At 71.3% G+C, this 20,552-nt stretch carries 16 protein-coding genes; 3 read left to right on the top strand and 13 right to left on the bottom strand.

The features are described from left to right. Positions 1–218 precede the first annotated feature (218 nt). Positions 219–1,757, top strand: coding sequence for a serine/threonine-protein kinase (locus ABZ880_RS00685; RefSeq protein ID WP_361254581.1), 1,539 nt, complete (start codon positions 219–221; stop codon positions 1,755–1,757). Between the two features lie 69 nt (positions 1,758–1,826). Here ABZ880_RS00685 and ABZ880_RS00680 read toward each other — a convergent pair whose 3' ends face one another. The 10 genes from ABZ880_RS00680 to ABZ880_RS00635 form a co-directional block, all read right to left on the bottom strand. Next, positions 1,827–3,455, bottom strand: coding sequence for a S53 family peptidase (locus tag ABZ880_RS00680; protein ID WP_361254578.1), 1,629 nt, complete (start codon positions 3,453–3,455; stop codon positions 1,827–1,829). A gap of 181 nt (positions 3,456–3,636) precedes the next feature. Further along, entirely contained in the window at positions 3,637–6,534 is a 2,898-nt protein-coding gene (locus tag ABZ880_RS00675) for an AAA family ATPase (RefSeq protein ID WP_361254575.1), read from the bottom strand. 132 nt (positions 6,535–6,666) lie between these two features. Beyond that, positions 6,667–7,989 (bottom strand): DUF2079 domain-containing protein, encoded by a 1,323-nt coding sequence (locus ABZ880_RS00670; protein WP_361255818.1) that lies wholly within the window; start codon positions 7,987–7,989, stop codon positions 6,667–6,669. Between the two features lie 136 nt (positions 7,990–8,125). After that, positions 8,126–9,493, bottom strand: a complete 1,368-nt coding sequence (locus ABZ880_RS00665) for a hypothetical protein (RefSeq protein ID WP_361254573.1) — start codon at positions 9,491–9,493, stop codon at positions 8,126–8,128. Between the two features lie 11 nt (positions 9,494–9,504). Continuing rightward, positions 9,505–11,172, bottom strand: coding sequence for a serine/threonine-protein kinase (locus tag ABZ880_RS00660; RefSeq protein ID WP_361254572.1), 1,668 nt, complete (start codon positions 11,170–11,172; stop codon positions 9,505–9,507). Between the two features lie 134 nt (positions 11,173–11,306). Next, positions 11,307–12,758, bottom strand: a complete 1,452-nt coding sequence (locus tag ABZ880_RS00655) for a CocE/NonD family hydrolase (protein WP_361255815.1) — start codon at positions 12,756–12,758, stop codon at positions 11,307–11,309. Beyond that, positions 12,734–12,931, bottom strand: a complete 198-nt coding sequence (locus ABZ880_RS00650; RefSeq protein ID WP_361254568.1) for a hypothetical protein — start codon at positions 12,929–12,931, stop codon at positions 12,734–12,736. The genes ABZ880_RS00655 and ABZ880_RS00650 overlap by 25 nt, the downstream gene beginning before the upstream one ends. Beyond that, positions 12,928–13,542 (bottom strand): TetR family transcriptional regulator, encoded by a 615-nt coding sequence (locus tag ABZ880_RS00645; RefSeq protein ID WP_361254565.1) that lies wholly within the window; start codon positions 13,540–13,542, stop codon positions 12,928–12,930. Before ABZ880_RS00645 ends, ABZ880_RS00650 begins: the two co-directional genes overlap by 4 nt. Positions 13,543–13,644: 102 nt before the next feature. Then, positions 13,645–14,712: a glycerophosphodiester phosphodiesterase family protein gene (locus ABZ880_RS00640; protein ID WP_361254562.1), complete on the bottom strand. Its 1,068-nt coding sequence runs from the start codon at positions 14,710–14,712 to the stop codon at positions 13,645–13,647. 132 nt (positions 14,713–14,844) lie between these two features. Then, on the bottom strand, positions 14,845–15,762 hold the full coding sequence (locus tag ABZ880_RS00635) for a LysR family transcriptional regulator (protein WP_361254559.1): 918 nt from the start codon (positions 15,760–15,762) through the stop codon (positions 14,845–14,847). Between the two features lie 100 nt (positions 15,763–15,862). Here ABZ880_RS00635 and ABZ880_RS00630 point away from each other — a divergent pair, with 100 nt between their 5' ends. Continuing rightward, positions 15,863–16,930, top strand: a complete 1,068-nt coding sequence (locus ABZ880_RS00630; protein ID WP_361254556.1) for an NADP-dependent oxidoreductase — start codon at positions 15,863–15,865, stop codon at positions 16,928–16,930. A gap of 46 nt (positions 16,931–16,976) precedes the next feature. On the opposite strand, the gene ABZ880_RS00625 is transcribed toward ABZ880_RS00630, so the two are convergent. From ABZ880_RS00625 to ABZ880_RS00615, 3 genes are all read right to left on the bottom strand, one after another. Then, a complete protein-coding gene (locus ABZ880_RS00625; RefSeq protein WP_361254553.1) occupies positions 16,977–17,933 on the bottom strand; it encodes an aminoglycoside phosphotransferase family protein in 957 nt (318 codons plus the stop codon). Continuing rightward, on the bottom strand, positions 17,930–18,811 hold the full coding sequence (locus tag ABZ880_RS00620; protein WP_361254550.1) for an MOSC N-terminal beta barrel domain-containing protein: 882 nt from the start codon (positions 18,809–18,811) through the stop codon (positions 17,930–17,932). The genes ABZ880_RS00625 and ABZ880_RS00620 overlap by 4 nt, the downstream gene beginning before the upstream one ends. A gap of 61 nt (positions 18,812–18,872) precedes the next feature. Continuing rightward, positions 18,873–19,541 carry an O-methyltransferase gene (locus tag ABZ880_RS00615; RefSeq protein ID WP_361254547.1) on the bottom strand — a complete coding sequence of 223 codons (669 nt, stop codon included), beginning with the start codon at positions 19,539–19,541 and terminating at the stop codon, positions 18,873–18,875. 121 nt (positions 19,542–19,662) lie between these two features. On the opposite strand from ABZ880_RS00615, the gene ABZ880_RS00610 reads away from it, so the two are divergent. Beyond that, positions 19,663–20,535, top strand: coding sequence for a winged helix-turn-helix transcriptional regulator (locus ABZ880_RS00610; protein WP_361254545.1), 873 nt, complete (start codon positions 19,663–19,665; stop codon positions 20,533–20,535). Positions 20,536–20,552: the final 17 nt, after the last annotated feature.

Raw genomic sequence — 20,552 nt, 5'->3', positions numbered from 1 at the left:
CCGCGGGATCCCGCCGGTGATCTGCCGCACAGGCACCCGCGTACTGTGCCCGTTTTGTCGACAATCCGGACGGGATCTGACCCTCCCTGAACCGCGTAGCCCCAGGTCAGCAACGTGCAGCTCCAGATGCCGGACCGTGCATCGGTCTCTTGACCGGGTCGGTTAGTGTGCAGGACCAAGTGTCATGAAGGGGGGCAGAGCAGGCGGAGGGCAGGGCTGTGTCGGACGAGGGACGGCTCGTGGCCGGGCGCTACCGGCTGGTCGAACGCATCGGCCGCGGAGGTATGGGCACGGTGTGGCGGGCCGAGGACGAGCTGCTGGCCCGCCAGGTCGCGCTCAAGCAGCTCCATACGCAGCCGCACCTGTCCGACGCCGAGGTCTGCACGCTCTACGAGCGGACCCGCCGCGAGGCGCGCAGCGCGGCCCAGGTCGCCCATCCCAACGTGGTCGTGGTCCACGACGTCGTCGAGGACGACGGGCGGCCCTGCATCGTCATGGAGTACGTCCCCGCGCCCACCCTCGGTGACGCCCTCAAGGACGGCCGGACCCTGCCGCCCGAGGAGGCCGCCCGCATCGGACTCGGCATGATCGCCGCCGTACGGGCTGCCCACGCGGCCGGTGTCCTGCACCGCGACATCAAACCCGGCAACGTCCTGCTGGGCGACGGGGGCCGGGTCGTCCTGACCGACTTCGGCATCGCCCAGACCGCCGGGGCCTCGACGCTCACCCAGACCGGCGAGATGATCGGCTCCATCGACTACATGGCCCCGGAGCGCATCCGCGGACAGAAGCCGGGCCCCTCCTCCGACCTGTGGTCGCTGGGCGCGACGCTGTACCAGGCGGTCGAGGGACGTCTGCCGTACCGCCGCGACACCGCCATGGAGACCGCGTACGCCATCGCCGTGGACCCGCTGGAGGCGATGCGGCAGGCCGGTCCGCTGGAGTCGCTCATCGAGACCCTGCTGTCGAAGGACCCGGAGGACCGGCCCACGGCCGAGCAGACGGAACGTGCCCTGCATGCCGCCTGGGCCGGTCGCTCGCCGACCGCCCCCGCGGCCGTCCTCGCCCCCTCCGGGCCTGATGGCACCCCAGTCGAGACACATGCGTCCCCGACACCGCAGGCCCCGCCCGCTCCGCCGGACAGGGGCGGGCGAGGTCGCCGCCGGGGCCGGAAACGGGGACGGCGGATCCTGCCGGCAGCGGGGGCCGTCCTGGTCGCGTCCGCCACGGCGGTGACCCTCTACGTCTCCCTGCACGACGGCGGGAGCACGGCAGGTCCGCACAGGAGCAGCGGCACCGCATCCGTCACGCCCTCGCCCGTCCCCGACGGCTACCACCTGGTCCGCGACCAGAAGCTCGGCGTCTCCTTCCCCGTGCCGGACGGCTGGACGGCGAAGAAGGGGGCGGACGCGGAGGTCACCTACGCCGACCCGACCGGACTGGCCGGTATCACCATCGGCATGGTGGACCCGGCCGGCTCGCACCCGATCGAGCATTTCAAGGACATCGAGGCGAACACGAGGGCCAACTACTCCACATACCGCAGGCTGCGCCTCCAGAAGACCACCTTCAGGGGCAAGCCGGCCGCGGTGTGGGAGTTCACCTTCCACGGCCGCGCCCGCGCCTTCCGCGCCATCGATCTCGGATACGGCACGGCGGGCGGCCGGGAGTACGACATCTACCTGTCGGCCCCGAACGCCCAGTGGAACTCGTACCGTCCCGTCTTCGACGCCGTACGAGACGGGTTCGCCGACTGACCGAGCGGAAGCGCGGGCCGGAAGTGCTCCCGGCCCGCGCCCCGTTGGTCGGTCTTCAGCCGTCGGCCGTCAGCCCAGCAGCTTGCTCGCCAGGGTCGCGGCGTTGTACGAGCCCCAACCCGTGGTGAAGTCCCAGCCGGTCGCGGCCGAGTAGGCGCCGTTGCTGCCGCTGGTGATGTCGTGGAAGCCGGTGCCGCTCGCCGAGTAGAGGGCGGGGTTGGCGAAGCCGAGGTCGGCCTTGCCGGCCGCCGCGGCCTGCTGGTTGTACAGGGCCGCGAACGCCGCCCACTCGGGCGCCGCCGCGCTGGTGCCGCCGACCGAGGACCAGGAGCCCTGCGAGTAGATCGAGACGCCGGGGCTGGGGTTGGCGTGCGCCGAGACGTCCGGGACCTGGCGGAAGCCGCCGCCCGCGCTCTTCTGCACCGCGGTCTGCCAGCTCGGGATCTTGAAGACGGAGGACTTGCCCCCACCGCCGCCGGACCAGGCCACCTCCTTGCTCCAGGCGTTGGAGGAGGTCACCGTCAGCTTGGTGCCGCCGACTCCGGTGACGTACGGGTCGCTGGCCGGGTAGTCGACGGACGTGCCGCCGTCGCCCGCGTCGTCGGAGCCGTCGTCGCCGGAGGCCGCGTAGAAGCCCAGGCCCTGGGCGGCGCCCGCCTTGAAGACGGCGTCGACCGCGTTGATGTTGGAGGTGGTGCGGGCGCTTTCGGCGGCGCCCCAGCTGATCGAGGTGGTCGGGATGCCGCTGTCGACGATCGCCTGGTAGGTGTCGACCTCGCCCGCGTCGGAGTTGGGGCCCTCGAAGACGGTGACGTTCGCCTTGGGGGCGATCGCGTGCAGGACCTCGATGTCCAGCTCGACCTCGACCTGGCCGTCGCCGAGCGCGCCGGAACCACCGTCCACCTTCTGCACGGTCGGAGTGGGCGAACCCAGGCTGTAGTTGGTGTCGTACTTGGTGATGTTGGACTGCTGGAATCCGTCGAACTCGAGCAGCGCGATCTTCTGGCCGCTGCCGGTGTACGTATCGGAGACGCTGTAACCGCCCTTGAGCTGGGCCGGGGTGTAACCGCCGCCCGGGCCGTTGTGCGGGGTGACGGTGGCGGGCGCCTGGTGGTGCAGGGTGAGGCGGTTGTTGAGGCCGGCCACGTCGCTGACGAGGGAGGCGACGGAGGACGGCAGGGTCGGCGCGCTGTCGTTGGCGTAGAACGAACGTCCCGACGCCGAGTCCTTGAAGGTCGACAGCTTGGTGCCGAAGGCCTTCTCCAGCTGGGCGGCGGTGCCGCTGGCGTCGACCAGCAGGTTGCCCGAATGGACCTTGCCGATGGTGAGCCCCTGCGCGCGCAGGTAGTCCTTGAGCTGCTTGACCTCGGCGTCGGTCCGGCCGAAGCGCGCCGCGAACTGACGCTTCGTCAAGTAGTGGCCGTACGAACTCGACCGTGGGTCGCTGACCTTGGCGACGAAGGTGTCGAGTGCCTTGTCGTTTCTGGGCGTCAGGCTGATCGCCACCGATATCCGCTTCCCGGCCGCCACGTTGCCGGTGCGGGTCGCGTTCTTGTTCAGGCCCTTCAGGACATCTCCGGTGAGGGCCGCGCGAGTTGCGTGCGGCTGAGCGGCGTTCGCGGCGTAGGCGGCGGGTACGGCGGCGGCGAGCAGGGCCGGCACCGTGACCAGACCGAGCAGTTTCAGGCGTGACTTCACTGAGGTCCTCCGGAAAGTGGGGGGTGTGTCCCGGAAGCGGAACGCGCATCGGAACGGCTTCAACGTAGGAACACCGGCCCCACCCGCATAAGCGGGGGAACCCTTGCTTCACGTGTTAACAGCGGATGTCACGTCAACGGCGCATGTCGGGCAGGGCGGCGGACGCCGGGCCGACGGTGGGTCAACGGCGGGTGTCGAGCGCCCGGCCGCCCCGGACACGGCCCGGCTGACTTACCGTCACCGCCTGGACCGTGGGCCGCACTTGGTCGTCGTCGCCGGAACTCACGGACGCCGCCGCCCCGGATGCGATGACGGCGACCGCCATCGCATGGGCCAGCGCCGTGCGCGAGCGGACTCCGACCTTGCGGTAGACCCGTGACAGGGCGCCTTCCACCGTCTTGACGCTGATGAACAGCTCTGCGGCGACTTCCCGGTTGGTGGCCCCGCCGCCGACCAGTTCGGCGATCCGGGCTTCCGTGGGGGTGAGTTCGGGTCGGCCCGCGCCCGCCTCCCCGCTCCGGTCTCCGGCATTCAGCCGCGCCAGCTCGTCCCTGGCCCGAACTGCCAGCGGAGCGGCGCCGATTCGCGTCGCGGTCTCCAGGGCCTCGCCCAGGACGGCACGTGCCGCGCTTCTGCGGCGGCCGCGGCGCTCGACCGTACCGAGCGCGATCAGGGTGCGAACGAGCTCTACGGGCAAGGGCAGTTGACGCAGCCCCTCCACCGCGGCACGCAGCCGAACGGCCCCCTCCTTCGCCCGGCCGAGCCCTGCCTCACGCAGCCCCTCCGCCCGCTCCAGGGCCGCCAGCACGCTCCCGGGCGCATCCCCGGACACCCGCGTACGGGCCTCGTGCAGCACGGACCCGGCGGCGTCCGTCTCACCCAGGACCACCAGGGCCTCGGCCAGGTCGCCGTACCAGTGCAGCAACGGCGGATCGGCGGCGCACATGGCCTCGCCGAGCTCCTTGACGCGTTGCAGCGCCTCGACAGCGGACGCCGCACCCCGCGGGTCGCCGGCGAGCAACTCGGCCTGCCCGAGCACCGCCAGCGCACGCAGCAGGAACAGCCGGTCGCCGTCGGCCTCCGAGGCCCGCACCGCCTGTTCGGCGAGGCTCCGGGCCTCCTCGGCGCTGCCGCCCGCGGTCGCCGCCAGCGCCGCCGCATACAGCGCCGGAGCAGCCTGTACGCCCGTCTCGGCCTGGGCGCGCGAGCAGCGGGCGGCGGTGTGCAGCGCCTCCCGGCAGTGCCCGGCGCGCACCTGGATACGGGTCAGTGCGACCAAGGTCGCCATGACCTCCTCGACCCCGGCGAACTCGCCTATCCCCGCGAGAAGTTGGGCGACCTGCTCCCCGGCTTCCGTGACCTTGTCGGAGTCCAGCGCGAGGATCGCCCGCATCCGGATCAGCCCCCAGCTCTCCGGCCCGGCTCCGGCGCCCCCGGCCAGGGCGAGCGCCTCCTCGATCGCGGCACCGGCGGCGACCGGTTCCCCGGCCAGGGATCGCACCCGGGCGAGGGTGGCGAGCGCCCCGATCCGGGTGTCCGTGTCGCCCGCCCGCTCCACCTGCCGCGCGGCGTGCCGGGCGTGCCGGGCCGCGTCCGCCAACTCCCCGCACAGCAGGCCGCGTACGGCCGCCCAGTGGTGCAGCCAGGCCTCGGCCTCCGGATCGCCGTCCGCGTCCCGCAGGCCCTCTTCGATCAGGTCCCGGGTGCCGTCGAGGGCCTGCCCGGCATTGCGCAGCAGGATCAGCCGGGCCCGCACCCGCTGCCGTGCGGAGCCCGACCCGGCGAGCACGGTCTCGGCCGCCTGCCCCGCCTCCTCCAACTGCCCGGCGTCACAGGCGTATTCGGCCGCGGACAGGAGCCGGTCGGCGCGGTCCGCCGGACGGTCGCCGGGAGTGCGCCGGGCAGCGAGCCCGGCCAGTTCGAAGGCGGCATCGGGCGCGCCGTCGCGGCGTGCGGATTCGGCCGCCGAGTGCAGCGCGCAGGCGGTGGACTCGTCCTCGTACGGATGGGCGAGCGCGAGGTGACGGGCCTGCTCCACCGGCTCGGTGACCGCTCGCGCCAGCAGGGCATGCGCCTCCCGGCGGCCGTACTCCGGGGCGTCGGCGTGGACGGCGGCCCCGATCAGCGGATGCCGGAAACGTACGGCCCCGTCGACGTCGGCCGCCGCGACGCCGAGCCGCTCCGCCGCCGCGAGGTCCTCGGCCGGGTGGGGGAGCCCGGCGGCACGCAGCACGGTGAGGCTGGGCCGGGCGGCGGCGCTCGCGACGAGGAGTGTGCGACGCGCAGCATCCGGCAGCGTGCGCACCTCGCCCAGCAGCACGTCACGCAGTCGTCGGGGTACGGGCAGCGTCCGGTCGAAGCCGACGGACGTCACGTCGCACGGGGCCGCCCGCCCCAACTCCAGCGCATACCAAGGGTTTCCGGCAGCCGTCTCCTGAACCGCCCGCAGCACGGCCGGTGGCAGATCGGCCCCGACCGCGGTGCGCACGAGGTGGGCCACCTCGCCGTCCGTCATGGCCGGCACGGGAACATCGACGGTGTCCGGCGGGCAGCAGCGCAGCCGCTCAGGCTGCTCGCCGTCGGCCACCCGCTCGGCGGCCACCGCCCGAATGTCGAGGCCCTCGACACGTCGTACGGCGAAGGCGAGCACCTCGGCACTCGGCTCGTCGAGCCACTGGAGATTGTCGAGGACCAGCAGAACGGGACCGGTGGCGGCGAGGTTCCGCAGCACTTCGAGGACGGCAACGCGCACCGCGAGACGGCTGTGGTCGTCGGCCGGTTCGGTGCCCTGCAGCAGGGCTGCCTTCAACGCCGCCCGCGGCTGCGGCGCCAGGGCCTCCAGGCAGCTCTCCGGCACCCGCGCGAACAGGTCGACGAGTCCGACGTACGGCAGCCGTGCGTCCTGCTGCGCGGGGGAGCAGTGCAACACCGTGCATGACCGGTCATGCGCGGCCAAGGACGCCAACAGGGCAGTCAGAAGCGTGGACTTGCCGATCCCCGCAGGCCCGTGGAAGAGCACGCCCGAACGACCCGTCAACTCGGCCCGGGCGGCTTCGAGCAGCTCGCGGCGCCCGGTCAATGACCGTACTCGCGGCGAGTGCGGCAGGTCCCGGGGCAACGCAGCATGTGCTCATGACAACGCTCGATGATCGACTTGTCAATGACGACCATCACGATGTGGCGAGCAGGGGACCAGCGGCCTCCGCGCCGATCACGAGCTGCGCTTGAGGACGACGTAACCGTAGGCGGCGTCGTCGATCGTGTACCGGGCGTTCGGGTGGAGTTGGTGGGCGTACGCCTGCACGTCGCCGACCCACTTGGTGGTGTTGTCCAGGGCGATGTAGTCGGGCGTGATGCCCCGGGTGTTGCCGAGCCAGAAGACGCGGCAGCGGGAGGTGAGGCGGCTGCTGGGGCCGATGTTGGCCTCGACCGTCGCGTTGTTCGGGATGTGGTCCAGGGCGCGTTCGATGCGGGGGATGTTTTCGGGGGTTTCGTAGGTGGCGGACTCCGTCAGCGCGGACAGCGGGAGCGAGGTCGTGAGTGCCAGCGCGGCACCGGCGACGGCCGCGGGCACGTGCTGGGCGTACGAGCGCAGCCAGGGCCGGGGGCTGACGCGCGCCCGGACGAGTGCGTCGACGAGGGCCAGCGCGACGACCGGCATCAGGACCGCGCTGTAGTGCCAGTCGGTGCCCCAGTAGTGCTCGTCGGAGGAGAAGAAGCGCCAGCCCAGGGTGGGCAGGGCCACGATGAACAGGGGTGACCGCAGGGCGAGTAGACCGCTGGTGGGCAGCAACAGCCAGGCCAGCGTGCGGAGTTTGGTGCCCGCACCGTCGAAGAGGACGAAGCCGCCGTCCATCTTCGTCCAATAGTCGTAGTCACCGGCCGTGTTGAAGGCCGGGATGACGAGAGTGAGGGTGACGAGGGTCGAGGCGATGCCCAGAACGGCCACGGCGAGGGCGTACAGGACCGTCCGCCTGGAGGAGCGGCGGGCGCGCAGGGCGACGACCAGGGCGATGGCCGCCACCGTCACACCCAGGTCCTCCTTGACCAGCACCAGCGGCAGCGCCCACAGCAGCGCGGCCCGCCAGTGGCGGAGCAGAACCGCCTCCAGGCTGAAGGCGATCAGCGGTACGGCGAAGCAGATCTCGTGGAAGTCGAAGTCGACGGCCCGCTGCAGGCCCCAGGACAGCCCGTACGCGATCCCGAGCGCGAGCCCGCGCCGCCGGCCCAGCAGCCCGGCGGCCGCACGGGTCACCGGCACGGCCGCCAGTGCGCAGAGGGCGGCCTGCGCGAGCAGCAGCGTGAGCGGGGAGGGGAAGAGGCGGTAGACGGGGGCGAGAAGTGCGAGGGCCGGGCTGAAGTGGTCGCCCAGGATGTTGAAGCCCGGGCCCTTCAGATCCGCGATCGGCGCCTGCAGATGGGCGTACGCGCGCACGGCCTGCTCGAAGATGCCCAGGTCCCAGGACCGGGCGGCCAGATGCCGGTACCGGCCGATGGACAGGGCCGCGTACGCGAGGAACAGGGCGCCCGCCAGGAGGCGGGGGTCGCGTCGGCCGGGGGGACGGGGGCGCCGGTCACACGGGGGAGGCGTGACCGGCGCCGGTATGGAGGGCTCGGGCAGCAGTGAAGTGGGGGCGTCCTGCTGGGTGTTGGGCACGGGGGCGATGTCCTTACGAGCCGGGATTCGGTACGACCACGGCGGCGGACTCGTCCACGGAGCCGGTGGGGGTGGTGCTGACGTGAGGGGCGGCGGTGTTGCTGCTGTCCGCGGACGGCTCGCCCGCCCGCCCTGTGGAGGCTGACCCACCAGGGACTGCCGGGAGTGCGCGTAGAACTCCTCGACCTCCTCGACGGTCATGGGGCTCCCCGATGCTGATCACGTTGCAAGTTCTGTACGCCCGGGGGCAGGGACTTGGTTGACATCGCTGCGGAACTTTTTCCGCAGCCGGCGAACCGGGCACCACCACGGCAGTCGTGCAGGTGCCCCGGGAATTCGGGCCGTCGCCCGCGGCGGCGCGGACGACGACGGCCGCACCGGCGGACACCGCGCACACGGCGTACGCGGCGGCGATCGCGGGTCTGCGCAGGTCAGATCGCATAGCGCCAGGCCGTGAGCATATCGGCGCCGTACCAGGAGCCGAAGAGCCAGGCACAGCCGAGGACGACGGGGGCGGTGCGGGGCGGGTCTCGGCCAGAGCGCGGGCCGGCGGCACCAGGAAGATCAGCGCCGGTACGAGCATCCGCAGCTTGGAGTGGAAGTAGTTGCTCTGCCCGAGAGCGAGAACGATCACGGTGAAACCGTAAACGATCAACTGTGGCCGGCTCCCTCTGCCCGGCACGGCGAAGGCGACCATGACCAGGCCGAGGACGAGCATGGCGGTGCTGACGGCGACCCAGCCGTCGCCGCACACCAGGGCGTAGCCGAGGAAGCCGACGAACGACCGCCCGTAGTCCCAGTGCGTGCCCCACCGCGCGTCCTGGATCAGGAACCAGCCGTCCGTACGCCCGACCCGCCTCCCCACCCACCACAGATACAGCGGCATCCCCGAGACGCCGAGCACCACGGCCGCGACCGGCCGCCAGTCGCACCGCCGCTCGCGGACCGGATGTCCGACCGCAGCCACCGTGAGGGCGGCCGCCACGCCGACGGCGGTGGGCCGCGTGAGTCCGCGAGGAGTCCGAGGACCCCCGGCGGTCAGCCACGCCCGCCGGTGCAGCGCCAGGAGGGTCGAGAGCACGAGGAACAGGGACTCGCTGTAGCCCATGAAGACACGAGCGCCATGGGCTGGGCGCGGCGAGCAGGACGATCGCGGCCATAGCGGTACGAGGCCGTACAGCCGTACGAGAAGCCGATGTATGACGACGAGCGCGACGACCAGCGACAGCTGCGCGCTGACCACGGCGGCGGAGCGACACCCCAGCCCGGTCACCTCGTGCACGCCACGGATCAGCGCGGGACACAGCGGCAGAAACGCCAGGTTGCTGCCGCCCTGCGGCGTGACGCCGCCCCCCGTACCGGCGGCGGGCCACGCCGCCATGGCTCCTGTCGTCAGCTTGCCGACGGCTCGGACGCGGTGAAGCGCTCGAAACCCGCGTGGAAGACCGTTCCCTTCGGGTCGGTCGCGCTGTAGTGGAAGGCGGCCACACCGCAGCCCCGGTCGTCGAAGGCGGCTCCGGTGTACGAGGCGACCCGGGTGCCGTCGACGGCGAGCTCCACATTGATCCGGCCCGCGCCGGCGGGGGCACAGGTCATCGACATGTCGACCTGTTGCTGACTCTCCACCTTCAGGCCCACGTCCGCGAGGTCGACCTCGACGACCCGGTCGTGCTGGAAGCTTCCCTTGAACCGGAACTCACGCACGATCAGGGCTTCCTGATCCGTGGTCAGGTAGGTCGCCCAGCGCGAACCCTTCTGGTAGTCGCCCGAGCCGTTGCACCAGAGCCCGACCCCGCCCTCGCCCCCGTACCACTCCGTCTGGGTGCTCAGGTCCACCGCGAACGAGGACGGCTGGAAGGGAGCCTGCGGCCACACCTCCAGCTGGGTCCTGGGATCCACCAGCATGGTCCCGCCCTTGTGCGTGATCTTCGCCAGGGCGGGGTCCTTGTGCGACCAGTTGCCCGAGTCGGTCAAATCATCGGTGTAGGACAGAGGTTGGGAGCCCGCCGAGTTCTTGACTCTGTCGGACGACGAGGACCCGGAGGCCGAGCCGTGGGCCTGCGCGCCGCCCTCCGTCGCAGATCCTCCCGAGGTGGTGCTGAGCACGACGGCGAGCAGCGCCGCCGCCGCGGCGCTACCGGCCGCGAACCCCCACAGCCGCAGCTGTTTGGCGCTGGTGCCGGAGCCGGCGCCGCTCCCACGTCCGCGGGGAGGCGATGGAGGGGGCTGTGGAGGTGGCGTACCCGACTCCGTCTGCCCACCCTCCGAGGCCTCCACCGTCCCCGCGAGCCGGGCCACGAGCCGGGCAGCGGTGGGCCGTTGCGCCGGGTCCTTGCGTAAGCAGTCGGCGATGACCGTACGGACCGGCTCCGGCACCGCCGTGAGATCCGCGTCGCGCTCGCACACGGCGACGAGCACCTCGTAGCCGTTCTCCCCGTCGAAGGGGTGGCGTCCCGTGGCGGCGAAGTACAGCGTGCCGCCGAGGGAGAACACGTCGGAGGCGCTGGTCACCCGGGCCGACTGGACCTGCTCGGGCGACATGTACGCGGGTGAGCCGAGCACATTGCCCGGTGTGGTGAGCGCCGACTCGAGCAACCGGTCGTCGCGGGCGATACCGAAGTCGATGATCCGCGGTCCGTCCGGGGAGAGCAGGATGTTGGACGGTTTGATGTCCCGGTGCACGACACCCACCCGGTGCACCTGAGCCAGCGCGTGCGCGACGGCCAGCGCCACGGACTGCAGCCGCCCGGAGGGCAGCGGGCCATTGGCATCCACATGCTGGTGGATCGTGGGACCCGGCACGAACTCGCTGACGATGAACGGGTGTCGCCCGGACAGGTCGGCATCGAGGACCCGCGCCGTGGCCAGCTCACCGACCCGGCTCGCCGCGCCGAACTCCCGGCGTACGCGGGCGAGCGCGACCTCGTCGTACTCCTTGCCCGGCAACAGGAACTTCACCACGACGGGCCGCCCCGCACGGTCCCGGGCGAGCCACACCACACCTTGCCCGCCCCGGCCGAGCTCGCGCTCGCAGATGTACCCGCCCACCGACGACTGCATCCGTGGATCCATGCCCCCGCCCCCAGCCCCGCCCCCGGTTCATGGCCGCTCTTCAGCGTATCGGGCTCCCTGGGCCGCGACAGGCCTGTTGGCCGGGTCTTCTGGATCGGCTTGCGCTGCGCGCCCAGGTGCCGTCAGTCCGCTTCCCGTACCGGAAGGACGATCGCGGAAGGGTGCACCGGGTCGTGGAAGATCAGCTGGTCGGCCGCGCGGAGCGTGGTGGCTGTCGCCCTGGGCTCGCCCGTGCCCGGGTTGCGGTTGAAGCGGGGGAAGGCGCCGCTGGAGATCTGGACGCGGATGCGGTGGCCGCGCCGGAAGCGGTAGGCCGTCGGCCACAGTCGTAGCGTCGCGCAGGTCGTCTCGTCGGCGCCGGTGAGGCTGATCAGGCCGTCGCAGACGTTGACGGAGCGGCCCTTGTCGTCGACGTCGCACAGGCGGACGAAGACGTCGGCGTACGGCAGGCCGGAGCGGACGAAGATCTCGGCCTCCACGTCCCCGATCGCCTCAATGTCCTTCTTCAGTAGGGGAGTTGTGTACGTCAGGACGTCGGCTCGGGCCTCCAGCGCGGTGTTGTCCACGCGGCCCGACTTCACCCCGACCGCCATGCGGACGCCGCCGACCGCCGGGGTCGGGTCGGCCGGGTCGTATCTGTAGCCGTCCGGGGGCGAGTCGGCGGGCTCCTCGGTCGAGAGGGTGCTGTGCGGGTGGAGGTGCAGGCGCTGTGGCGCGTAGCCGGGCGGCGGCCAGGACGGGAAGTCGCGCCACTTCTCCTCGCCCATGACGTACAGGCGCACCGGCGCACGCTCGGCCGGCTGCTCGCCGCGGGCCAGCGCGAGCCCGAAGTCGAGGGCTTCGGCGGTGGTCACCTGGCCGCCGCCGGTGGAGATGTGCGCCCAGGGGCCGACGGTGAGGCGGATCGGCGAGCGCCCGGCCTCCTGCAGCGTGCGGAAGTCGCGGAGCTGGCCGGGCAGGAAGATGTCGTACCAGCCACCGACCGTACTGACCGGCACGGTGATGTCGGCGACGCGCCCGCTGTGGTCGAGGACCTGCCAGAACGGGCTGTCGGCGTCGTGGGCGAGGACGTTCTGGAAGTAGTCGGAAGGTCGGCCGAGGACCGCGGTGTCGGCCCGTTCGAGGGGTAGCGTGTACCAGGCCCGCTGCTCCTTGCGGATCCGCAGCAGCTGGCGCAGCAGGGCGAACTTGCCTTCCTGCTCGGCGACTTGGAGGCCCCACCCGAACGTCGCCTCCAGCGAGAACGACTCCTTGCCTACGAAGTCCAGGGTGAACGCGGACTGCGACACACCGGGGATCATCGCCTTCACCTGCGGCGGTACGGCATCGGCGATCGCCCACTGCGCGTAGCCGAGGTAGCTGCCGCCGTAGAGCACCACACCGTCACCGCACCACGGCTGCTTGACCAGCCACTCCAGGGTGTCCAGACCGTCCTCTCGCTCGCACCGCAGCGGGTCGAAGGCGCCGCCCGAGCCGAAGGTGCCGCGCGTGCTCTGCACCAGCACCTGGAAGCCGCGCTCGGCCAGTGGCCGCACCATCTGTTCGGCGATCAGTCCCGACCTGCCGTACGGGATGCGGATGAGCGCGGTCGGCAGGCCGTCACCGCCGGATGCCGGGAACGGCGGTCGGCCAGCAGGACGGCACCGTCGCGCAGCGGCACGCGCAGACGCCGCTCAACGGTCAGGTTCCGGGTCGGCGGCGGGGGAAGGCGCAGCATGCGCTGGACGAGGTGGCTGCTGAGCCTCATCGGTTGGGGCCTCCGTCCGCCGGGGTGCGGCTGCCGGTGACGACCTCCGAGAGGCGGAGCAGGCGGTGCGCCAGCTCCTCGGGGTCGAGGGGATCGGCACCGCCGATCAGCCAGTCGTTGACCACCGCACCGGTGCCGCCCGCGACGAACGCCGCCAGATCGCGCGCGACGTCCTCGTCCAGCTCCCCGAACCGCTGCCGTACGGCCTTCTCGTTGACCCTGCTGAACAGGCTGTTCAGCGTCCTGGTCATGGCGAAGGCGCACGACCCGGTCAGCATCGCCCGGTAGAAGGGGCGGTGCGCCGCGAAGTGCCGGGCCATCGCCGGCGCCCCCTCGAGCGCCTCGAGGTCGTCGTCCTCGGTCTCCGCGATGAGCTCACGGCGCACCAGGTCGGCTGCGGCCTCCACCAGCAGGGTGTCCCGGTCGCCGAACTGCAGGTAGATCAGCTGCCGGCTGACGTCGGCCGCCTCCGCGAGATCCGTGACGGGGATCGCGGTGCTGCCGCGCTCGGACACCAGTTGTACGGCGGCGGCCATGAGCGCGGCGCGCGAGCGCAGCACGCGGCGGTCCTGGCTGCGCGGTTCGGGCTCTCCGGGGGTTCGAGGCTGCACGCCACGATCGTAGACACCTGTTAATAAATGGACAAGTGTCAAAGAGTGGATTCGGGGCATGCAGCCTCGACCGGAGCTGGACGGGCAGGTCGGAGAGACGGATCAGTGCGGCTCGTACGCCTTGGGCAGGCGCATGCCCCGTTCGGCCATGATCTGACGGACGTGGTTGGGGTAGTTGGTGATGATGCCGTCGATGCCCATGTCCATGAGTGCCTCGACGGTGGCCGGGTCGTCGCAGGTCCACGGGACGACCTTCAGACCCCGCGCGTGCGCCTCGCGCACCATCGTCCGGTCCGCGTAGAAGCGGAAGTCCGGGTCGCCGACCTTGCCGGACTGCGGGAAGCCGTAGTTGGGGGAGAGCGCTCTGACGCCGGGGATGGTGGCGGCCGCCTTGACGAAGTCGCCGCCGTAGTCGTCGGCGTCGATCCCGCCCAGCCAGGGGGACGCGCCGGGCTGCCCGACCTGGAGGAAGTCGTAGTTGGTGAGAGCGACCAGCGGCCACTTCGGGGCCAGCTTGTGCATCGCCTTCAGCGCGCCCCAGTCGAAGGACTGGATGGTGACCTGCTTCTCGATGCCGGAGCGGTGGATCTCCTCGTGGACCCGGCGCACGAACAGCTCGCGCGGCGCGGTCTGTTCCGGCGCGCCCGCCTCAACCTTGGTCTCGATGTTCAGCTTGACCTGCTTGGCGCGGTAGCTCTTGACCAGGTTCAGGACGTCCTTGAGCTCCACCATCCGGAAGCCCTTGACCACCTCCTGCTCGGGAAAGCCGGGCAGCTGCTGGTAACCGCAGTCCATCGTCTTGATCTGAGCCAACGTCAGATCCTTGATGTACTTGCCGACATACGGGTACATCGGGTCGCCCGGCGTGACCGGCGCCGTGTCACGGCACTTGACGGGGCTGATCTGCCGGTCGTGGTTGACGACGACCTTCTCGTCCTTGGTGACGTGCGTGTCCAGCTCCAGCGTGGAGACCCCGAGGCGCATCGCCTTGCCGAAGCCCTCCAGGGACTCCTCGGTCGTCATGCCGATGCCACCGCGATGGGCCTGCAGGTCGAACTGCGCCTTCTGGTACGGCACTTCGGAGCCGTCGTACGGTGTCGCATGGGCGGTCGCCGGGACGGCGAACAGCGGAGCCAGCGCCAGGCCGGCGAGGACATGTCTTGAGGACATCGAAACCTCACTCGTGTCGGTTCGGGCCACCTCCAGACGCTAGTTGGGACGTGGGCAGGCTCAACGTCCTGGACATGATGGGCCGGTGAATGTCCAGAACCGATCGGTACCGCGGTCACGCCCTCGACCGGATCAAGCCTCGCGGCCAGGAACGCTCACGCCCTGGGGAGCCGTGGCCCGCAATTCCCTGACCAAAGCGCGCACGACCGCGGATCCGGCCAGTTCGGAGGCGGTGACGTAACCGACCTGCCGGGTGGGGCGGTTGGGGCCGAGGTCGGTGATCCCGACCGAGTCCGGTGCGCCGACCAGGGAGAGCGCGGGCATGATCGCCATGCCATGACCTGCGCTCACCAAGGAGAGCACCGCTCCGTCGTCCTCGGCCTCGACGGTCGCCTTCGGGATCCAGTCCTGCGCAGCCCACCAGTCGCGGGTGTACGAGCCGCAGTTCTCGGCCCAGTCGACCAGCGGCAGCGAGCGCGGGGCGGCGTGACCCGCCGCGTGCACCAGCGCGTACGGCTCCTCGAAGAGCCGGCTCGCGACCAATCCCGATCCAAGCGGCACGGAGCCGCCCAGCGTGGCGATGGCTATGTCGGCTTTCCCGTCGGCCACTTCGCCCATGGTGCCGCGCCCCACCTCGCGAATGATCCGCACCTGCGGCTCGATCCCGGGATGCCGGGCGCGCAGCCGCTGCAGGACGGGCGGCAGCAGATGGAGGGCCGCGCTGCGGAAGGCCGCGATCCGCAACGGCCCCTTCGCCGCGTCGGACCGGGCGGCACCGCGCACCTCGGTGGTCAGGACGTCCAGCAGGCGCAGGATGCGGCGGGCGTGGGCCACGGCCTTCTCACCGGCAGGGGTGGGGCGGGCTCCGTTGCGGCCGCGTTCGAAGAGCACGGCACCGATCTTGCGCTCGCTGCCGCGGACCGAGTGGGAGACCGCCGACTGAGTCAGCCCCAGTGTCTCGGCCGCCGCCGAGAAGCCGCCGGTGACCGCGACGGCCACCAGGACGCGCAGTTCGTGCGGAGCCAGATCGGCGTCGGTCGTGCGGGCCACGGGGCGCTCACCTCAACATATGAGAACTGCTCATGGAACGTGGTGTCGCATGAGCCCAACCGGCTGCCCACCAGGGGCATTCCCGCCCTACGGTCCGGGCATGAACGAGACCGCGCTCACCGTGCACCAGACCGCCCGCCCCCACGGCTTTCCCACCGCCGAGCACTTCACCTTCGTCGAATCCACGATTCCCGAACCCGTAGCCGGCAGCGCCCTCGTGGAAAACCTCTACTGGTCCGTCGACCCCTATCACCGCGAGATGATGGACGACGTGCCCGGCGGCTTCGTACTCGGCGCACCGCTGGAGGGCCGCACCATCGGGCGCGTCCTCGCCTCGCGCACGCCTCGGCTGGCCGAGGGTGAGATCGTGTTCCACCGGCAGGGCTGGCGCACGCACGCGGTCGTCACGCCCGAGGAGATCCGGCAGCTGCCCCGCTTCGACGGGGTGCCCCTGACCGCGTACTTGAGCATCCTCGGCGGCACCGGCCTGACCGCCTATGTGGGCCTGACCCGGATCGCCCGGCTCCAGGAGGGCGAGGACCTGTTCGTGTCGGCCGCGGCGGGCGGGGTCGGCACGGCGACCGGGCGGTTCGCCCGGCTGCTCGGCGCCGGAAGGCTCGTGGGCAGCGCGGGCTCGGCGGCGAAGGCCCGCCATCTCACTCAAGAGGTCGGCTACGACGCCGCCTTCGACTACCGCGACGGCCCCGCCGCCGACCTGCTCGGCAAGGTCGCACCGGACGGCATCGACGTCTTCGTCGACAACGTCGGCGGTGAGCAGCTGGCCGCGGCAGTGGGAGCGCTGCGCGAGTTCGGGCGCATCGTGCGCGTCGGCACGATCAGCCAGTACAACAACCCCGACGCGACGTCGCCGCGCTTCAACTACGCGGACATCGTGGAGAAGAGCCTGCGCATGGAGGGCTTCCTGGTCAGCAACTACCGTGATGTGCAGGAGGCGTTGTACGAGTTCGCGGTACCGCATCTGCAGAGCGGGCGGCTCGTGCTGGACGAGACGGTGGTCGACGGGTTCGAGCACATCGTGGAGGCGTTCCTGGGAATGCTGCGCGGCCGCAACACCGGTAAGATCATCGTGCGGGATCGCGCGGAAGTCGGGTCCGTGAACCGACGCCGAGACGCGCCCGCGCGCACCGCGTTCACCAATCGCCCATAATGTGCGGCCAGTTGGCGTCGCCCGCCCGCACCCGGGTTGTTCTGGCTCAGCCCAGCGTGTCCATGAGGGCGGTGACATAGGCATCCAGCCGCTCCTTCACGGCGCGCGTCGTCAGATCCGTCCTCCCCGCCTCCCGCCATGGCTGCGACACCGACTGCACTTCTTCCGAGAACGCCAGCGCGTCCCGCACCAGCCAGCACAGCCGCTCGCTCGCGGCCGCCGCCGGCACCCCACCGGCCTCCTCGTACGCCGCAGCAAACCGCAGACCCCACGCCGGGCCGTGCAGCAGCGCGAGGTTGGCGGAGCAGTGCGCCACATCCAGGCCCGTCGGGCCCCAGGAGGTCGCTGCCCAGTCGACGACGCCGGTGATCCGGGCAGCTGCCGGGCTTGCGGGCGGCACGTCGAACAGCACGTTGCCGGGATGGAAGTCGCGGTGCAGGAATCGCCCTTCACAGGGTGCCGCAGGCCCCCGGATCACGTCGATCGCCGCGGCCCATGCCGCCGCGTCGGCGCCCTTCGGGGGCACGACGGTGTCGGCGGTCGTCAACGTCACATATTTCCGGGGCCGCTCAGCGGGTCGCAGCGCGTGGATCGCCACGAGTTGACGGGCCAGCAGAGGGACGCGCGTCTCCAAGCCCTCATTGTCCAGGACCGTCCGGCCCGCCAGATGTGTCATCAGGAGCGATGGATACTCGCACTGCGCGGCGGTCGGATCAACCGCGACCAGTTCAGGAGCCGGCACGCCGGTCCCCGGGAGCAGGGTCAGGGCGCCGGCCTCCCTGGTCAGCCAGTCCTCGGCGTACTCCACGTCGACGAAGGTCCGCAGCACCAGGTCACGGATGCCTCCGTCCCGAGTGCGGAGGGTCAGCCGCCGCATTTCGGCGGTGATGCCTCCGTGCAGCGCCTCGGTTCCTCCGACGATCCGTTCGCCGACCTCCAGGTGCCGGCTCACCCAGGCCAGGGTCAATAGTCGGACGGCCCCCGCCTCAGCGTGCTTGGTCACCGTGGCACCCCGTCATCCGGGCGGCGGGCAGACGCAAAAGCCTGGTAGGCGTGCAGTTCGGACTCTCTCCACGAGGTGACGGTCACGGCGTCACCGACGCGCACCCTTCCGGTCCGGAGCACCGAGAGCTTCGTGCCGAAGGCGACTCCGCCCTGCGCGGCCCGCCGGTAGCCCGCGAGGGTGCGCAGTGGTTCCGGTCCCGCGCGTCGGCCCGACTCCTGCTCGACCAGGGTGACAGCACAGCGGATGGCGAGCTTGGCGTAGCCCAGTTCGGTCGTGCCGATCGTCAGGCCGTGGACCCGGTCCTCGGTGTGGGGATCGGGCCAGCCGTCGATCACGATGTTCGGGCGGAAGCGGTTCATGGGCAGCGCCACAGCGCCGCGTTCGGCCAGCTTCCGGTTGAGCAGGTCGAGGGTGGAGCGCGAGATGAGGTGCAGGGCGCAGCTGTCGGCGTAGCCGGAAGTGCCCGGCGTTCTGCCGTCGGTCACCCGCTCGTGTTCCGGCGGCACACGCACCAGACGGCTGGGCGCACCGAGCACGTCGGACAGCCATGCGGCGGCCGTGTCGCCCTGGTCGATGCCCTGGTAGGCGACCCCGAACAGGTCCACCGGACGGCGGGCGCCCGAGGCATCCACGGGCAGCTCCAGTGGCTCGGTGTGCGGAGCGTGGAGGGTCAGCCGTTCGCCGTTGCTGTCAATGGCCGGTCGGATCAGGGCCAGTCGGGGGTCCCTGCGCTGGGAGCGGAAGACGCCCTCTTCGCTGACGACCATGAAACTGCGGTCGTGCGCGAGACCGGCGGGCGTCAGGAGCGCCTCACGGGTCGTGACCCCGGCACATCCCTTGACGGGGTAGTACGTCAACTCGTCGACGTGGGCCATGTGTTGCCCTCCGGCTTTCTGGCGGTCTCTGGCTCTCTCCGGCGGGTGACGAGTGAGGTCTCTAGCCGGTGACGAGTGCGAGGGTGAAGCCGTCGTAACCCTTGGAGCCGACGGTCTGGATCGTGGTCGCGGTGAGGCGGGGATGCTCGGCGATCAGCTCGGTGAAGCGGCGGACGCCCTGGACGCGGGGGTCGTCGCTGTCCGGGTCCGTGACCGCGCCGTCACGGACGACGTTGTCGCCGACGATGACACTGCCGGGCCGGGTGAGCTTCAACGCCCATTGCAGATAAGCCGGGTTGGACGGCTTGTCGGCATCGATGAAGACCAGGTCGAACGGGACCTGCCCCTCGGCCGCCAGCCGGGGCAGCGCGTCCAGGGCCTTGCCGACGCGCAGGTCGACGATGTGGTCCAACCCGGCGCGGGTGATGTTGGTGGCGGCCGCGGCGGCGTACTTGTCGTCGGCCTCGAGGGTGACCAGCCGTCCGTCCGCGGGCAGGGCCCGGGCGAGCCAGATGGTGCTGTAGCCGCCGAGGGTGCCGATCTCCAGGATCGTGCGGGCACCTTGGACCTTCGCCAGCAGGTTCAACAACTTGCCCTGATTGGGGGCGACTTGGTGCGGGGGCAGCCCTGCCGTGTCACTGTCCGCCACGGCCGTGAGGAGGGCGTCGTCCTCCTCGACCAGCAGTCCGTTGAAGTAGTCGTCGACGGCGGTCCAGGTCTGCTGAGACACGTCGGTTCCCTTTCGATACTGACTGCGTTCCGAAAGTGAACCTACTATGGGTGCGCGGTGGCCCGCCAAGGGTTTCCGTTCCGTGTCCCCGTTCCGTCTTTCCCGATTCCCTGGAGCGACGATGCATCCACGGCGTGTGGCCGACGATGCCTGCGGTATCGCGCAGGCCGCGGCGGTGGTGGGCGACTGGTGGAGCCTGCTCGTGCTGCGGGAGGTCGCGCGCGGGCATGTGCGCTTCGACCGACTCGCCGACGAACTGGCCGTCTCGCGGAAGGTTCTCGCCGAACGGCTGCGCACGCTGACCGACCACCAGGTCCTGGAGCGGCGCCTGTACCAGGAGCGCCCGCCGCGTCACGAGTACGTGCTGACGGAGCAGGGCCGCGGGCTGCTGCCCGTGCTGGTCTCCCTCCAGGACTGGGCCGACCGATGGCTGCTGGGCGACGGCACCCTCACCGGCGAGGCGTCCGACGAGGGGGCGGAGGCGCGCCGGGTCGCGTCGCTGGTCGGCGAAGCCGTCCCGGGTGGTCTACGACTGCCGGGAACCGACAGCCACGAGCACGACCCCGTCGGCGCTCGATCGACCGTCCTGTTCGCCTACCCCGCGACCGGCATTCCCGGGATCCCGGCCGACCTCACCGGACCGCCGGTACCCGGCAGCGCGGGCTGCACCCTGGAAAACCGCCAATTCCGCGCCTCCTGGCCGCGGTTCGAGGCGGCCGGCATCGCCGTCCACGGCGTGAGCACCCAGTCACCGCGGCAACAGGCCGCCTTCGCGCACGCCGAGGACCTGCCGTTTCCCCTGCTGTCCGACGACCGGCTCCAACTCACCGCGGCACTGCGCCTGCCGACCTTCCGAGCCGGACAGAGCCTGCGCATCAAGCGGCTCATCCTTGTCATCGGCCCGGACCGCGTCGTACGGCATGCGCTGTTTCCGATCAGCGACATCCCCGCCGCGGTGGAGGAGGCGCTCACCCTCGCCGAGGCGGGCGCCTAGGAGTCGGCTCCACCAGC

Origin of the sequence: Streptomyces sp. NPDC047043 (assembly GCF_040644055.1) — a bacterium.
Classification (GTDB): domain Bacteria; phylum Actinomycetota; class Actinomycetes; order Streptomycetales; family Streptomycetaceae; genus Streptomyces.
This window is presented reverse-complemented; position numbering and strand designations above follow the sequence as displayed.

Excerpts from the sequence above, each read along its gene's own strand:
- ABZ880_RS00650 (WP_361254568.1), bottom strand. The coding sequence starts at position 12,931 with ATGAGGCTCAGCAGCCACCTCGTCCAGCGCATGCTGCGCCTTCCCCCG.
- ABZ880_RS00660 (WP_361254572.1), bottom strand. The coding sequence starts at position 11,172 with ATGCAGTCGTCGGTGGGCGGGTACATCTGCGAGCGCGAGCTCGGCCGG.
- ABZ880_RS00665 (WP_361254573.1), bottom strand. The coding sequence starts at position 9,493 with ATGGCGGCGTGGCCCGCCGCCGGTACGGGGGGCGGCGTCACGCCGCAG.
- ABZ880_RS00620 (WP_361254550.1), bottom strand. The coding sequence starts at position 18,811 with ATGGCCCACGTCGACGAGTTGACGTACTACCCCGTCAAGGGATGTGCC.
- ABZ880_RS00610 (WP_361254545.1), top strand. The coding sequence starts at position 19,663 with ATGCATCCACGGCGTGTGGCCGACGATGCCTGCGGTATCGCGCAGGCC.
- ABZ880_RS00640 (WP_361254562.1), bottom strand. The coding sequence starts at position 14,712 with ATGTCCTCAAGACATGTCCTCGCCGGCCTGGCGCTGGCTCCGCTGTTC.
- ABZ880_RS00630 (WP_361254556.1), top strand. The coding sequence starts at position 15,863 with ATGAACGAGACCGCGCTCACCGTGCACCAGACCGCCCGCCCCCACGGC.